Origin of the sequence: Pantoea sp. B566 (assembly GCF_024793925.1) — a bacterium.
Lineage (GTDB): Bacteria > Pseudomonadota > Gammaproteobacteria > Enterobacterales > Enterobacteriaceae > Pantoea > Pantoea ananatis.
In genome coordinates, this window is sequence record NZ_JANUQL010000003.1 from 114,303 (window position 1) to 130,016 (window position 15,714).

Genomic DNA, 15,714 nt, shown 5'->3' on the forward strand with positions numbered 1-15,714 from the left:
AGCGAGTGCTTTGGATAAAGGCGTCCGTCCCCTTGCGAGAGCAGTGGGGAGGACGCCTTTTTTTATTTCTTCAGGGTGGTAAAGATGAGCAAATCGCCAGTTTCACTCTCTCGTCGTCAACTGCTGTTATCCGGCGCCGCCGTCGGTGGACTCTGGCTGCTGCCGGGATTGCGCAACGCGGTATGGGCGGCAGGTTCCGACGCGCCAGAAAAACCGACCGTGCGCGTCGGCTTTATTCCACTGACCGACTGCGCGCCGGTGGTTATGGCCTCGGTAAAGGGGTTTGACAAGAAATACGGCCTGACGCTGCAGGCCAGCAAAGAAGCAAGTTGGGCGGCGGTACGCGATAAACTCACCTCGGGTGAACTGGATGCAGCACACGTACTTTACAGCCTGATCTATGGCCTGCAGCTGGGCGTCGCCGGTCCTCAGCACGATATGGCGAACCTGATGACGTTAAACAACAACGGTCAGGCCATCTCACTGTCAAACCAGCTCAAGGCGCAGAAGGTGACCGATGGCGCCAGCCTGAAAAAGTCTATCGACAGCCAGGCGAAGGGCAGCATGACCTTCGCGCATACCTTTCCGACCAGCACCCATGCCATGTGGCTCTATTACTGGCTGGCTAACGCTGGTATCAATCCGTTTGAGGACGTGCGCACCGTCGTGGTTCCGCCACCGCAAATGGTGATGAATATGAAGATTGGTAACATGAGCGGCTTCTGCGTGGGAGAGCCGTGGAACCAGCGGGCGATCAGCGACAATATTGGTTTCACCGCCGCCACCAGCCAGCAGATTTGGCCGGATCATCCGGAAAAAATTCTGGGCACCCGCGCAGAGTGGGTCAAAGAGAACCCGAATACGGCCCGCGCGCTCACGTCTGCGGTGCTGGAAGCCGCGCGCTGGATCGATGCGTCAGACGATAACCGACGTGAAACGGCGCAGGTACTGTCCGGACGCGCCTGGATCAACACCAAACCCGAGACGCTGGAAGGGCGCATGCTGGGCCAGTACGAAAACGGACTGGGTCAAAAATGGCAGGATCCCCATGCGATGCGTTTCTTTCACGACGGCAGCGTCAGCTTCCCTTATCTCTCCGATGGCATGTGGTTCCTGACCCAGCTTAAGCGTTGGGGCATGCTCACCAGCGATCCCGATTATCTGGCAGTCGCCAGGCAGATTAACCGTATTGATATCTACAAACAGGCTGCCAGCGCGGTCGGCAACGTCACGCTGCCCGGCAGCGACATGCGCAGCAGCACTTTACTGGACGGCAAAGTATGGGATGGCACCGATCCCGCCGCCTACGCCGCCAGCTTCGCGATCAAACGTTAAGAGAGGCCCTGATGAAAACCCAGACTCGTCCACTGGCGCAGCCGGTCAATACGCCCACTCAGGCAACGGTGGTTTCCCTCCAGGTCACGCCTAAAAAAGTGCGCCCGCCTGCGCGCCTGCGTCCGCTGCTACAGCGCTGTATTCCGGCGCTGTGCGGTGTCCTGCTCCTGCTTCTGGTATGGCAGATCGCGGCGCTGTACAGCCAGGGCTTTCCGGGGCCTTACGCGACCTGGGCGGCGGCGAAAGTCCTGTTTGCCGATCCGTTTTATAACAACGGCCCTAACGATCAGGGCATTGGCTGGAACGTTCTGGCCTCGCTGCAGCGCGTGGCCATCGGGTTCGGTCTGGCGGCGCTGGTGGGTATTCCCGCCGGCTTTCTGTTGGGGCGTTTCACCTTTGTGGCGCGCATGTTCAATCCCATTATCGCCTTGCTGCGTCCGGTCAGTCCGCTGGCCTGGTTACCTATCGGTCTGCTGCTGTTCCAGCGGGCGGAACCGGCCTCAAGCTGGACCATTTTTATCTGTTCGATCTGGCCGATGATCATCAACACCGCAGAAGGCGTGCAGCGCATCCCGCAGGATTACCTCAACGTGGCGCGCGTGCTGCAGCTCTCTGAATGGACCATTATGCGCCGCATCCTGTTTCCCGCCGTGCTGCCTGCCGTCCTCACCGGGGTGCGCCTCTCGATTGGCATCGCCTGGCTGGTGATTGTCGCGGCTGAAATGCTGACGGGCGGTCTGGGCATTGGCTTCTGGATCTGGAACGAATGGAACAACCTGAACGTTGAAAACATCCTGATTGCCATTCTGCTGATTGGTGTGGTCGGCCTGCTGCTTGAGCAGGGACTGATGCTGCTGGCGCGTCGTTTTAGCTGGGATAAATAAGGGGAACATCATGCAACCTATCATTCGCGTACAACAGGTCAGCCAGCGCTTTACCACCTCGGGCGGCGATTTTCTGGCGCTGGACAACGTCAGTTTCGATATTCATCAGGGCGAAACCCTGAGTCTGATCGGTCACTCCGGCTGCGGTAAATCCACGCTGCTTAACCTGATTGCCGGCCTGACCCGACCCACCAGCGGCGTGCTGCTGTGCGATAACCGCGAGGTCACCGGTCCCGGCCCTGAGCGGGCGGTGGTGTTTCAAAACCACTCTCTGCTGCCGTGGCTGACGGCGTTTCAGAATGTCGAACTGGCGGTGCAGCAGGTTTTTAAAGGCAAGATGAACAAGGCGGCGATGCACGACTGGATCGAGCACAACCTCAACCGGGTGCAAATGAGCCATGCCCTGCACAAGCGTCCCGGCGAGATCTCTGGTGGGATGAAGCAGCGCGTCGGCATCGCCCGCGCCCTGGCAATGAAGCCGCGCGTTTTACTGCTCGACGAGCCGTTCGGCGCGCTGGATGCGTTAACCCGCGCGCACCTGCAGGACAGCGTGATGCGTATTCAGCAGGAGTTAAATACCACCATTGTGCTGATCACCCACGACGTGGATGAGGCCGTGCTGCTTTCTGATCGGGTCCTGATGATGACCAACGGCCCGGCCGCCCAGGTGGGGGACATACTTACCGTCGATTTACCCCGACCGCGTTCGCGCGTGGCGCTGGCTGAGGATGCGCGCTATCACCAGCTGCGCCAAAAAGTGCTGCATTTTCTCTACGAAAAACAGACCTCGGCGGCGTAAGGAAAACACCATGAGACAACGGCTGCTGGTGGTCGGTAACGGGATGGCGGGCATGCACACCGTGGAAACGCTGTTGCAGCTGGCGCCGGAGCGTTATGACATTACGGTCATTGGCCGTGAACCACACGGTAACTACAACCGCGTGCTGTTGTCGCCGCTGCTGGCTGGCGAAAAAACCGTGGAGCAAATCCAGATTCACGATCGTGACTGGTACGCGCGCCAGGGCATCACCTTGCTGGCCGGGGAAACGGCTGAGCAGATCGACGTGGCGGCGCGCACGTTGCGCACCTGCCAGCGCCTGCTGCACTGGGATCGTCTGATTCTGGCGACCGGATCGCAACCGCGCATGCCGCAGGTGGCAGGCATCGATCTGCCGCACGTAACGGCTTTCCGCACGCTGGAGGATGTGGATTTACTGCTGGCCGGTAGCGGGCCGGTCGTGGTCGCCGGCGGCGGTTTTCTGGGCATTGAGGCCGCGGCAGCCCTTCAGGCGCAAGGGCGCGATGTCACGCTGGTACATCGTCAGTCGCGCTTACTGGACCGGCAACTGGACGCCATGGCAGGGGAATTACTGCTTGCCCAGCTCAGCGCACGCGGTATCCGCTGTGAACTGAATTGCAGTGTCGCAGAAATCGGCCCGCAGTCACTGACTCTCAACGATGGCCGAAAGCTGGCGGCGGCGCAGGTCGTTATCGCAACGGGCGTGCAGCCAGACATCGCCCTGGCCCAGGCCTCAGGCATTCCCTGTCAGCGCGGCGTTCTGGTGGATCGGCAGTTACGCACCGCCCAAGCCGGGATTTATGCGGTCGGCGAATGCTGTGAAATCAGCGGAGAAACCTTTGGCCTGGTTGCGCCTTGCCTGGCGCAGGCGGCGGTGCTGGCCGCCCAGTTGGCGGGATGTCCTCAGGCTGATTTCTACAGTGAAGCCACCGGCACGCGTCTTAAGGTGAGCGGGATCGCGCTGTTCAGCGCGGGTGATATCCGTGAAGCCCCTTCCGTCACCAGTTTCGATCCGCTTTCCGGTCACTATCGACGTCTTTTTCTCAAACAGGGGCGGCTCAACGGTGTGCTGCTGTATGGCGACTGCCAGCAGGGTGCCGCGTTGCTGAACCAACTGCATAACGCCAGGCAGGTTTCTGTCAATACGCTGTTTGGCCTTGATGAACCTGAAACGCAGCCGCAGGCTGCAGGAAACCCCGTGATGAATCACTCTAAACCTGTATTAGCCGTCGTGGGTCACGGCATGGTCAGCCACCATTTTCTGGAACAGCTGGTAGCGCGTGATCTGCATCAGCAGTATCACGTCGTGGTGTACGGCGAAGAGCGCCATCCGGCCTACGATCGCGTGCACCTGTCTGAGTACTTCACCGGCAAAGAGGCCGCGCAGCTCTCGCTGGTTGGCGAGGACTTTTTTGCCCAACACGGCATTGAACTGCGCAGCGGCTGTCGGGTGGAGGCGATCGATCGTCAGCAGCGTAGCCTGCACGACAGCGACGGCAGAGCACTGTGCTGGGATAAACTGGTGCTGGCGACCGGTTCGCGCGCGTTTGTGCCTCCGGTGCCGGGACATGAGGGCGAACGCTGCTTTGTGTACCGCACGCTGGACGATCTGGATGCGATCGCCGCCTGTGCCGGTAAAAGCCAGCGCGGTGTGGTCATCGGCGGTGGCCTGTTGGGGCTGGAAGCCGCCAATGCGCTGAAGCAGTTGGGGTTGGAAACTCACGTCGTTGAGTTTGCGCCGCGCCTGATGGCCGTGCAACTGGACGAAGGCGGCGCGCTGATGCTGCGGCAGAAAATTGATTCACTGGGCGTGACGGTTCACACCTCCAGGCAGACTGAACAGATTGCGACCCAGCCAGACGGAAGCCTGGTGCTGCACTTTGCCGATGGTGGCGAACTGGCCACCGATCTGGTGCTGTTCTCTGCGGGCATCCGGCCGCGTGACGAGCTGGCCCGCACCGCCGATATCAGCGTTGGCCCACGCGGCGGCATTACGATCAATGACGTCTGCCAGACCAGCGATGACGATATCTACGCTATCGGCGAATGTGCCCTGTGGAACGGACAAATTTTTGGCCTGGTGGCGCCGGGCTATCAGATGGCGCGCGTGCTGGCCGGGCATCTGGCCGCCGAGCCAGCCCGGTTCAGCGGGGCCGATATGAGCACCAAACTGAAGCTGCTGGGCGTGGAAGTGGCCTCTTTTGGTGATGCGCACGCGAAAACGGCAGGCAGCCTGAGCTACTTCTGGGCCGACGGTCCGAAAGGCATTTATAAGAAAATTGTGGTCAGCGCTGACGGTAAGCGGTTGCTGGGCGGCGTGCTGGTCGGTGACAGCAGCGACTATGCCACGCTGCTGCAGATGATGTTAAACGCGATGCCGCTGCCCGAGGCGCCGGAAGGGCTGATTCTGCCTGCGCTGCAGGGTGCGCCAGCCAAAGGTCTGGGCGTTGCCATGCTGCCCGACAGCGCCCAGATCTGCTCCTGCCACAACGTCAGCAAAGGCGATATCTGCCAGGCGGTGCAGAGTGGCTGCGGCGATATGGCCAGCATTAAAAGCTGCACCAAAGCCGCGACGGGCTGTGGCGGCTGCTCGGCACTGGTGAAGCAGGTGATGGAGTTCCAGTTGGAAGACCTGGGCGTTGAGGTGAAAAAAGATATCTGCGAACATTTTGCCTATTCACGTCAGGCGCTTTATCACCTGATCCGCATCAACGAAATCAAAACCTTCGATGACCTGCTGGCGCGCCACGGGCGCGGCTGCGGCTGCGAGATTTGTAAACCGCTGGTCGGTTCTCTGCTGGCCTCGTGCTGGAATGACTATTTGCTGAAACCGGCCCATCTGCCGCTTCAGGATACCAACGATCGCTACTTTGCCAATATCCAGAAAGACGGCACCTATTCCGTCGTGCCGCGCGTGCCGGGCGGGGAGATCACGCCGCAGGGGCTGATCGCCATTGGCGAAGTGGCGGCACGTTACGATCTCTACACCAAGATTACCGGCGGTCAGCGCATCGACCTGTTTGGCGCACGGCTGGATCAACTGCCTGAGATCTGGGAAACCCTGCTGGCAGCAGGCTTTGAAACCGGCCATGCCTACGGGAAGTCGCTGCGTACGGTGAAATCCTGTGTGGGCTCGACCTGGTGTCGCTACGGCGTGCAGGATTCCACCGCCTTCGCCATCGATCTGGAGAATCGCTACAAAGGCCTGCGCGCGCCGCACAAAATCAAAATGGCCGTCTCGGGTTGTACCCGCGAATGTGCGGAAGCGCAGAGCAAAGATATTGGGGTGATCGCCACAGAAAAGGGCTGGAACCTGTACGTGTGCGGCAATGGCGGCATGAAACCGCGCCATGCCGAGCTGTTTGCCAGCGATCTGGATGATGAAACCCTGATCCGCTATGTCGATCGCATTCTGATGTTCTACGTGCGCACGGCGGAGCGCTTACAGCGCACCAGCGTCTGGATGGATAACATGGAAGGCGGCCTGGATTACCTGCGCGACGTCGTGATCAATGACAGCCTCGGTATTGCCGCAGTGCTGGAGCAGGAAATGCAGCAGGTTGTGGAAACGTATCAGTGTGAATGGCAGACCACGCTGGCAGAGCCATCGCGCCGTGCGCTGTTTACCGCCACGGTGAACAGCGATCAGCCGGATGAAACGCTGCACTATGCGCGCGTACGCGGTCAGCGTCAGCCGCACACCGCCAGCAGTATTCCGCTGATGCACCTGCCCGCCGAAACCTGGAGCGAAGTCTGTTCGCTGGATGTCATTCCGGCCGAAGCGGGGATCGGTGCGCGCCTCGGCAGCGTGCGCATTGCGCTGTTCCGTTTCGGCGACGACTGTTATGCACTGGAAGATCGCGAGCCGGGCAGCGACGCCAGCGTGCTGTCGCGAGGCATCCTCGGCGATGTGGCCGGTGAACCCGTCGTTATTTCACCGCTCTACAAACAGCGCGTGCGCCTGCGCGACGGCCAAAGTCTGGATGATCCGCAGTATCAGCTGCGCTGCTGGCCGGTGAAGCTGGAGGATGGCCAGGTCTGGGTCGCTAACCGTCCGATTAACCTGATGGCGCAGGCATCATGAAAACGACCTGTGCCTATTGCGGCGTGGGCTGTGGCGTCGAGGTGACCCTGCAACACAGCGAATCTGCACAGGTGAATGGCGATCCGCTGCATCCGGCCAACGGCGGGCGACTGTGCGTTAAAGGGGCCGCGCTGGGGGAAACACTGACCCGGACGGGACGCCTGCTGCATCCCTGTATTCATCAACAGCAGGTCAGCATGGCGGCGGCGCTGGATGCCGCCGCTGACGGGCTTCGAAAGATTATCGCAGAGCACGGCCCTGAGGCCGTGGCCTTTTATGGCTCAGGCCAGTTGCTCACGGAGGATTACTACGTAGCCAACAAGCTGATGAAAGGCTTTCTTGGCGTCGCCAATATCGATACCAACTCGCGCCTCTGCATGGCTTCAGCGGTGGTGGGCTATAAGCGGGCGCTCGGGGCGGATGCGGTACCCTGCTGCTATGAGGATCTGGAGCAGGCGGATCTGATTGTGATGGTCGGCTCTAACGCGGCCTGGGCCCATCCGGTCATCTTTCAGCGACTCAGACAGGCGAAACAGCAGCGGCCGGAGATGCAGGTGGTGGTGATCGATCCGCGCCGAACCGCCAGCTGTGATATCGCCGATCTCCACCTGGCGGTGCGGCCGGGCAGCGATCCGGCTCTGTTTTCAGGCCTGCTGCGCTGGCTGGCCCAGAATCAGGGCATTGAGGCGACAATGCTGCCGCACCTGGACGGCGTTGAAGCCACCCTGCAGGCAGCCAGCCAGTGGGGAATAGCTGAAGTTGCGGAACACTGCGATCTCAGCGATGCGCAGGTGGTGGCCTTTTATCAGCTGTTTGCCCAGCGTGATCGGGTCCTGACCTTGTGGTGCATGGGCATCAACCAGTCACAGAGCGGCAGTGATAACAATAATGCGATAATTAATGCGCATCTTCTCAGCGGAAAAATAGGCCGTCCCGGCTGTGGGCCGTTTTCACTCACCGGCCAGCCCAATGCCATGGGCGGACGTGAAGTGGGCGGCTTAGCCAACCAGCTGGCGGCACACATGAGCTTTAACGAAGCGGACTGCGATCGTTTACAGCGTTTCTGGCACAGCCCGACCATTGCCCGCCAGCCCGGACTAACCGCCGTGGCGCTGTTTGACGCGATCGATCGGGGAGAGGTTAAAGCCGTCTGGATCATGGGCACCAATCCGGCTGTGTCAATGCCGGAAGGCAATCGCGTGGCCCGGGCACTGGCCAACTGTCCGCTGGTGATCGTCTCCGACGTGCTGGCGCACACGGATACCACAGCCTTTGCCCATATTCTGCTCCCCGCCCAGGGCTGGGGCGAAAAAAACGGCACCGTGACCAATTCTGAACGCCGTATTTCCCGTCAGCGTGCGTTTGTTGCGCCCGCCGGGGAAGCCAAACCCGACTGGTGGCTGCTGGCGCAGGTGGCGCAGCGGCTGGGGTTCGGTCAGGCATTTAACTGGACCCATCCGGCGGCGATCTTCCGCGAGCATGCGGCGCTGTCCGGCTTTGAGAACGCGGGCGAACGCGCTTTTGATATCAGCGGCCTGGCACAGCTCAGCGATGCCGAGTGGGATGCGCTGACGCCTGTTCAGTGGCCCGTCAATGCCCGTCACCCACAAGGCTGTGCCCGGCTGTTCAGCGACCGGCGTTTTTATCATCCCGATGGCAAGGCACGGCTGCTGCCACCGGCCACGCCGCCGCCTTTAGAGCGCAGTGCTCGTTATCCCTTACTGATGAACAGCGGGCGCGTACGCGATCAGTGGCACACCATGACGCGCACCGGCCTGGTGCCTCGCCTGATGCAGCACTGTGACGAACCTTTTGCCGCCTTGCATCCGGAAGAGGCGCGCCGTTATGGCCTGTTTGCCGGCGCGCTGGCGCGCGTGCAGTCTGAATGGGGATGGATGGTGGTGCGCGTGACGCTGGACAGCGGTCTGCGGCGCGGGGAGCTGTTTGTGCCGATGCACTGGAACCGCCAGTTCAGCCTGCAGGGTAACGTCGGGGGTTTAGTGGCCGCGACCCGCTGCCCGGTTTCGGCTCAGCCCGCCTTTAAACAGACAGCGGTGCGAATTCAGTTATTACAACCCCGCTGGCAGGGCTGGCTCTGGCAGAGAAACAGTGCGCTACCGGCCGGGCTGCGTTACTGGGCGCGCACCCCGCATGAGGGCGCGCATCGCTTTGCGCTGGCCGGAGAGGACCAGCCGCAGCGCTGGCTGGCGTCTCAGTTCAGCGTTGAAGGGTTGCAACTGCAGACCGCCAGCGATGGCGGCCACAGCTATCGACTTCTGGCATGGCGCGACGGTGAACTGCAGCTGGCCTTTTATGCTGACCAGCGTTTACCTGAAATCCAGCACGACAGGGTCGCTCAGGCCTTTCGTCAGGCACCGGCGGACGCCGCTGAACGCCACGCGCTGCTGGCAGGCCAGGCGGCGCAGGCCCCGGCGACCGGACGCATTATCTGTAGCTGCTATGGCGTGGGCGAACAAACGATTCTTGATGCTATTCGTCAGGGCTGCCACAGCACCCAGGCACTGGGCAAAGCGCTCAAATGTGGCACCAACTGTGGCTCCTGCCTGCCGGAGCTAAAACACCTTCTGCTTTCCGTCTCTGTCCCGGAGGAATTATGACGCTGGCTATTCACACCTTAGATAAACTGCTGGCGCCCGAAAACGTGTCCCGCCCCGGCCGCGTCTGGTTAGTGGGCGCCGGGCCGGGCGATGTCGACCTGCTGACGGTAAAAGCGCTGCGTTTACTGCACGGCGCTGAAGTGGTGGTTTACGATCGCCTGGTGAGTGAGGCGGTCATGGCGGAAGTGCCGGACAGCGCGCTCTGCATCGACGTGGGTAAACGGCCCGGTCACCACGGCCTGAAACAGGCGCAGATCAATCAACTGCTGGTGGATCTGGCGCTCAGCGGGCGCAACGTCGTGCGCCTGAAAGGCGGCGATCCCTTTATCTTTGGTCGCGGTGGCGAAGAGATGGTGAGCCTGCAGCAGGCTGACATTGTCTGTGAGGTCGTGCCCGGCATTACGGCTGCCGTCGGCTGTGCCGCCGCAAGCGGGATTCCGCTGACGCACCGGGATTGCGCCCAGTCCCTGCGCTTTATTACCGGACACGGGCGCAGCGGTGAGCCTCAGTTGGATGCCGCCGCGCTGGCAGCCAGTAATCAGACGCTGGTGTTTTACATGGGGCTGAGCTGGAGCAGCGTCATTAGCAGCCGTCTGCGTGAGTATGGCCGCAGGGAGGATACGCCGGTCGCCATTATCGAAAACGGCACGCGCCAGGATCAGCGGGTGTTAGTGACCACGCTGGCAGGGCTGCCAGAGACGATCGCGCAGCATAAACCGGTGTCGCCGTCGTTGTTGATCGTCGGAGACGTGGTTCGCTACTATCGAGCCGACCTGCTTGTCAGGCTGGGCGCAGAGGCGGCCATTTGCCAGGCGTGATAATCAGGTCGCCAAGGCTACGCGTTAACATCAGGGGGCGCGGCGAGCGGGTAAGGGCGCAACCAGCACCTTAACGCCCAATGCCTCAAACGCGGAGATGTGCGCCTGGCTGATCCCGCTGTCGGTAATCAGGTAGTGGATGTGGCTCCAGTCGCAGGGCAGCGCAAACATCGAGACCTTATCAATCTTGCTGGAGTCGGCCACGACGTAGACGGTGCTGGCGGATTTGATCATCGCCATTTTTACTTTGATGTCGGTTTCGCTGGGAAAGCTCAGGCCGAGCCGTGGCGAGATACAGGCGGTGGCGAGAAACAGTTTTTCTGACAGCACGTTTTCAAAGAAGCTGGCGGCCTTGTCTCCGGACGTTGAAAGCGTCGGAAATTTAAAGGTCCCGCCCGTCAGCAGCACATTGATCCCGGGCTCGCCGCCCAACTTCAGGGCGATATTCACGGCGGTGGTCACTACCGATAAACGCCGGATGTGGCTGATGGCATCCGCGATAGCCGTGGTGGTGGTGCCAGAATCGAAAATCACCGTATCACCGTTTTCGATATGCTGGGCTGCCAGGCGCCCAATCGCGTCTTTTTCTTCCATGTGGGTCTGACGTTCCAGCTGCAGCAGGCCGGTATTCTGTTTGCCGGTCATCAGGGTCGCGCCGCCGTGGTAGCGCTGCACGAAACCCTGCTTTTGCAACATCCGCAGGTCGGTTCGCAGCGTGGCCTCGGTCAGCCCGAACGTTTTCGTCAGCGCTTTCACCGTCACCGTCCCGTCCTCCCGAATCATCTCCAGGATCTTGTCACGACGCTGCTGCATTTCAGCTAGCTGCTCAGTCTTGCTTTTCAATCGAAACGCTCCCTCTTTTAATCGCATCGGGCTTATAGCGATAACGCGTTGTCGCAGAGTTTAACCCGCAGATTTCGCCTTTGCGAGTCAGCATGAAAAGATGTTTATTTTCGTTCGAAAGTCAATATGCGCCATGCTTTATCCCTTTCACCTTCGCGACAGCAACACAATCCATATTACTCAGTCAGTTTGCAACCGGGATCACGCGCTTTGAAGCGAATCACGCCGCCAGGCACGCAGTGTTGTGAAATTTGATCTTAGCCACATTAACCATCAATTCGATAGCTTATATTTTTGTTCGAAAATGAATGCGGCAAATAAAATACCAGAGAGGACAGTCGGATGAGCGGTGAATATGACGTTAACCTGCGCTATGGCGTAGACACCACAATGAATCTGAGCGGCAAAGTGGCCGTGGTGACGGGCGGGCTGGGCGGCATCGCCATGGCCAGTAATAAGATGCTGCTGGAGAAAGGGGCGAGCCTGGCGCTGCTTTATCCGCCCTTTGAAGCGGATAAGGTCGACAGTGCGCGCGCAGCCCTGGCCGGACAGGTGCAGTTTATTTGCTGCGATGTAACCGATCCTGCCGACGTTGAGCAGGCGTTCGACGCCATTGTTGATCACTACGGTCATATCGACATTCTGGTGAACTGTGCCGGCTACGTGATGCTTCAGCCCGTGCTGGAAACCGATTTTGCCGAGTGGCAAAAGCAGATCGCCGTGAACCTGACCGGGCCTTTTCTGTGCTCACAGGCTGCGGGCAAGCAGATGGTCAAGGCGGGCAACGGCGGCAAGATCATCAATATCGCCTCTCAGGCGGCGTCCATCGCTATCGACAACCACGTTGCTTATACCTCCGCCAAAGCCGGGTTACTGGGCATGACCAAAGTGATGGCGAAAGAGTTTGCTCCGCACCGCATTAACGTGAACACCCTGTCGCCCACTGTGGTGCTGACCCCGATGGGGGAAAAAGCCTGGCGCGGTGAGAAGGGCAACGAAATGAAAAAACTGATCCCGTTAGGCCGCTTTGCCTACACCGACGAGATCGCCGCCGCCGTGCTGTTTTTTGCCAGCAACGGCAGCGACATGATTACCGGGGCCGACCTGATGATCGACGGTGGCTTTACCATCTGGTAAGGCCACCGCCAGGCTTCGTTTTCCTCTGCCAACACCCTAATAGCGAGACACACCATGAAAAAAACGACGTTGCTATGCACCACGCTTGCGGCCTGTTTGTTTTCTCACACCGCGCTGGCGGTTGAGAAAGGCACCATTATGATTTTGGTTAACTCACTGGATAACCCTTATTACGCCTCGGAGGCCAAGGGCGCCAACGTGAAAGCTCAGGCGCTGGGCTACAAAACCTCGGTGCTCTCTCACGGTGAAGACGTTAAGAAGCAGAACGAGCTGATTGATGCGGCTATCGGCAAAAAAGTGCAGGGCATTATCCTGGACAACGCGGATTCCACGGCCAGCGTGGCGGCCATCCAAAAAGCCAAACAGGCCGGTATTCCGGTGGTGCTGATCAACCGTGAAATTCCGGTAGATGACGTGGCGCTGGAACAGATTACCCACAATAACTTCCAGGCGGGCTCTGATGTGGCCAACGTGTTTGTTGAGAAAATGGGAGAAAAAGGGAAATACGCCGAGCTGACCTGCAACCTCGCCGACAATAACTGCGTCACCCGTTCGAAATCCTTCCATCAGGTGCTGGAACAGTATCCGGATATGCAAAGCGTCGCGCGTCAGGATGCCAAAGGCACGTTGATCGACGGCAAGCGCATCATGGACAGTATTCTGCAGGCTCACCCGGATGTAAAAGGCGTTATCTGTGGTAACGGCCCGGTGGCGTTAGGCGCCATTGCCGCCCTGAAAGCAGCCGGACGCAATGATGTCGTGGTCGTCGGCATTGATGGCAGTAACGATGAACGCGATGCGGTGCAGGCCGGAACGTTAAAAGCCACCGTGATGCTCCAGGCGCAGGCCATTGCCGCTCAGGGCGTAACCGATCTTGATAATTACATTCAGAAAGGCGTGAAGCCTGAGAAGCAGCGCGTGATGTTTCGCGGCATTTTGATCACGCCGGACAATGCAAAAAACGTACAGGACTTTAACTACAAGTCGTAATCCATTGTTGTCGCGCCCGTACTGACGGGCGCCAGGGAGAATGTCATGTACAACCGACTCTGGCTGATACCGATCGTGATGGCACTGGGTAGCTGTCGTATTGTGTCGCAGCAGGAACTGGCCGACCTCAAGAATCCCCCGAATCCTCACATGGCCAATATCGGGCAACTCTGGCAGCAGAAGCTGGTGCCACAGATCGTGGCGCAGGCAAAGCCGTTGGGCGAGCTCACTCAGCGCCTGCAGTCAGAGAAGGATCTGGACAGCGCCTGTCGCGCCCTGGGCTACCGGGCGCAGAGTGAGAATCCCTGCATATTCAGCGTCAGCGTGAGTGGGGAAGTCACGGCGCTGGATACCACCTCACGCAACGGCAAAATGAAAGTTAAAGTGGCATCAGGTGACACTGTCACTATTCAGATCGGGCCCATCATTCGTGGGACGGCGCTGCGGGATGCTTACAAAGGGGCCAGCTATCAGGATTTTAACGATCAGGTGATGTTTAGCGACTTTGGTAAAGCCATCAATCAGCAGGCGGTCACCATGATACATAACGCCGCCGTAAAACCGGGCGACCGGGTTGACGTGGTCGGCGTTTTTAGCAGCTGGGACATTCCCCACGCGCTACCCGATATTACGCCCGCCCAGATCACGCGTCAGTGAGGAGGTGATCATGCATGTTACTGAACAGCAAGACGACGTCATTATTGAGACGCGCGGCCTGTCGCGGGTTTATCCCGGCGTGACCGCCCTGGATCAGGTTAACTACCGGGTTTATCGCAACAAGGTCAATGTGCTCATCGGGGAAAACGGTGCCGGCAAATCCACCATGATGAAGATGCTGGCCGGGGTGGAATCCCCATCGTCAGGCGAGATTCTGCTGGATGGCAAACCTGTGATGCTTCACTCCACCCAACAGGCCGAAAAATTGGGCATAAGCATTATCTTTCAGGAGCTGAACCTGTTCCCGAATATGAACGTGATGGACAACATCTTTATCGCCAATGAGTTCTTCCAGCGCGGCGTCATCAACGAAAAGTATCAGTATCAGCTGGCCAAAGCACTGCTGGAACGGCTGGAGCTGGACGTCGATCCCTATGCTGCGCTGGATGCGCTGGGCATTGGTCATCAACAGCTGGTCGAGATCGCCCGCGCGCTGTCGAAGGATACGCGCGTGCTGATTATGGATGAACCGACCAGCGCCCTGAGTCAGTCGGAAGTTAAAGTGCTGTTCAACGTCATTGAACAGCTCAAGCGACGCGGCGTCACCATTATCTATATCTCCCATCGGCTGGAAGAGCTAATGGAGATTGGCGACCACATTACGGTTTTCCGGGACGGGCGTTTCATCGCCGCGCGTGAGGTGCGCGACGTCAGTGTGCCCTGGATCATTGAACAAATGGTTGGCGACAAGAAAAAGCACTTCGACTATCAACCCGCGCCGCAGGGCGAGACGGTGCTGCAGGTGGCGGGGCTCACCGCACTGCATCAGAATGGTGGCTACCGGCTCAATGCGGTGAGTTTCAGCCTGCGCAAAGGCGAAGTGATTGGTATTTATGGCCTGCTGGGTGCCGGGCGAACAGAGCTGTTTAAGGGATTAACCGGGTTACTGCCTTGTCAGCGTGGGGAGATTCAGTTAGGTGGACAGCGGCTGGACAACTGCAGTTTCCAGCAGCGACTGAAGCGCGGCATCACGCTGGTGCCGGAGGATCGTAAAGGTGAAGGCGTGATCGAGCTGATGTCGATTAGCGCCAATATGACCTTGTCGAATCTCAGCCTGCGCGGCTTTCGCCGGGCGCTGGGCATCGTGCACCCTGACAAAGAACGGCAGCGTGTCAATGAAATGATTCAGCACCTGGCGATTAAAGTCAGCGACAGCGAGTTGCCTATCAGCGCGTTAAGCGGCGGAAATCAGCAGAAGGTGGTGCTGGGAAAAGCGCTGATGACCGGACCTGCGGTGGTGTTGCTGGATGAGCCCACCCGCGGCATTGATGTCGGGGCCAAAACCGATGTGTATCACCTGATTGGCAAACTGGCGCAGCAGGGGCTGGCGGTGATGTTTTCGTCGTCCGAACTGGATGAGGTCATGGCGCTCGCCGATCGGATTCTGGTCATGGCCGATGGCCGTATTACTGCCGATTTGCCCCGTGCCGCTGCCACGCGCGAAAAACTGATTAGTGCATCCACCCCGCAAGCCTGAGGTTGCCGGAGA

General features: G+C 59.4%; 11 protein-coding genes. 10 read left to right on the forward strand and 1 reads right to left on the reverse strand.

The window, feature by feature from the left end:
- Nucleotides 1-84: 84 nt before the first annotated feature.
- The 6 genes from NYE92_RS02270 to cobA are packed head-to-tail and all read left to right on the forward strand — an operon-like array spanning nucleotide 85 to nucleotide 10,538.
- Nucleotides 85-1,335, forward strand: a complete 1,251-nt coding sequence (locus NYE92_RS02270) for a CmpA/NrtA family ABC transporter substrate-binding protein (protein WP_015700444.1) — start codon at nucleotides 85-87, stop codon at nucleotides 1,333-1,335.
- An 11-nt stretch (nucleotides 1,336-1,346) separates the two neighbouring features.
- Nucleotides 1,347-2,219 (forward strand): nitrate ABC transporter permease, encoded by an 873-nt coding sequence (gene ntrB, locus NYE92_RS02275; protein WP_014605988.1) that lies wholly within the window; start codon nucleotides 1,347-1,349, stop codon nucleotides 2,217-2,219.
- A 10-nt stretch (nucleotides 2,220-2,229) separates the two neighbouring features.
- Nucleotides 2,230-3,018 (forward strand): ABC transporter ATP-binding protein, encoded by a 789-nt coding sequence (locus NYE92_RS02280; protein WP_029568709.1) that lies wholly within the window; start codon nucleotides 2,230-2,232, stop codon nucleotides 3,016-3,018.
- 10 nt (nucleotides 3,019-3,028) lie between these two features.
- A complete protein-coding gene (gene nirB / locus NYE92_RS02285; protein ID WP_259018461.1) occupies nucleotides 3,029-7,102 on the forward strand; it encodes a nitrite reductase large subunit NirB in 4,074 nt (1,357 codons plus the stop codon).
- A complete protein-coding gene (locus NYE92_RS02290; RefSeq protein WP_259018462.1) occupies nucleotides 7,099-9,720 on the forward strand; it encodes a nitrate reductase in 2,622 nt (873 codons plus the stop codon). The genes nirB and NYE92_RS02290 overlap by 4 nt, the downstream gene beginning before the upstream one ends.
- Nucleotides 9,717-10,538, forward strand: coding sequence for a uroporphyrinogen-III C-methyltransferase (gene cobA / locus NYE92_RS02295; protein ID WP_259018463.1), 822 nt, complete (start codon nucleotides 9,717-9,719; stop codon nucleotides 10,536-10,538). The genes NYE92_RS02290 and cobA overlap by 4 nt, the downstream gene beginning before the upstream one ends.
- Before the next feature lie 30 nt (nucleotides 10,539-10,568).
- On the opposite strand, the gene NYE92_RS02300 is transcribed toward cobA, so the two are convergent.
- Nucleotides 10,569-11,381 (reverse strand): DeoR/GlpR family DNA-binding transcription regulator, encoded by an 813-nt coding sequence (locus tag NYE92_RS02300; protein ID WP_013025547.1) that lies wholly within the window; start codon nucleotides 11,379-11,381, stop codon nucleotides 10,569-10,571.
- Between the two features lie 342 nt (nucleotides 11,382-11,723).
- Between NYE92_RS02300 and NYE92_RS02305 the strand changes: the two genes are divergently transcribed.
- From NYE92_RS02305 to NYE92_RS02320, 4 genes are read left to right on the forward strand one after another with little or no spacing between them, the layout of a single operon-like run.
- Entirely contained in the window at nucleotides 11,724-12,518 is a 795-nt protein-coding gene (locus tag NYE92_RS02305) for a GolD/DthD family dehydrogenase (protein WP_259018464.1), read from the forward strand.
- Nucleotides 12,519-12,572: 54 nt separating this feature from the next.
- Complete coding sequence (locus tag NYE92_RS02310) at nucleotides 12,573-13,508, forward strand: D-ribose ABC transporter substrate-binding protein (RefSeq protein WP_014593574.1); 936 nt, start codon at nucleotides 12,573-12,575, stop codon at nucleotides 13,506-13,508.
- A 45-nt stretch (nucleotides 13,509-13,553) separates the two neighbouring features.
- Nucleotides 13,554-14,165, forward strand: coding sequence for a DUF2291 family protein (locus tag NYE92_RS02315; RefSeq protein ID WP_126843002.1), 612 nt, complete (start codon nucleotides 13,554-13,556; stop codon nucleotides 14,163-14,165).
- Between the two features lie 10 nt (nucleotides 14,166-14,175).
- Nucleotides 14,176-15,702, forward strand: coding sequence for a sugar ABC transporter ATP-binding protein (locus NYE92_RS02320; RefSeq protein ID WP_014593576.1), 1,527 nt, complete (start codon nucleotides 14,176-14,178; stop codon nucleotides 15,700-15,702).
- The last annotated feature ends 12 nt before the right edge of the window (nucleotides 15,703-15,714 follow it).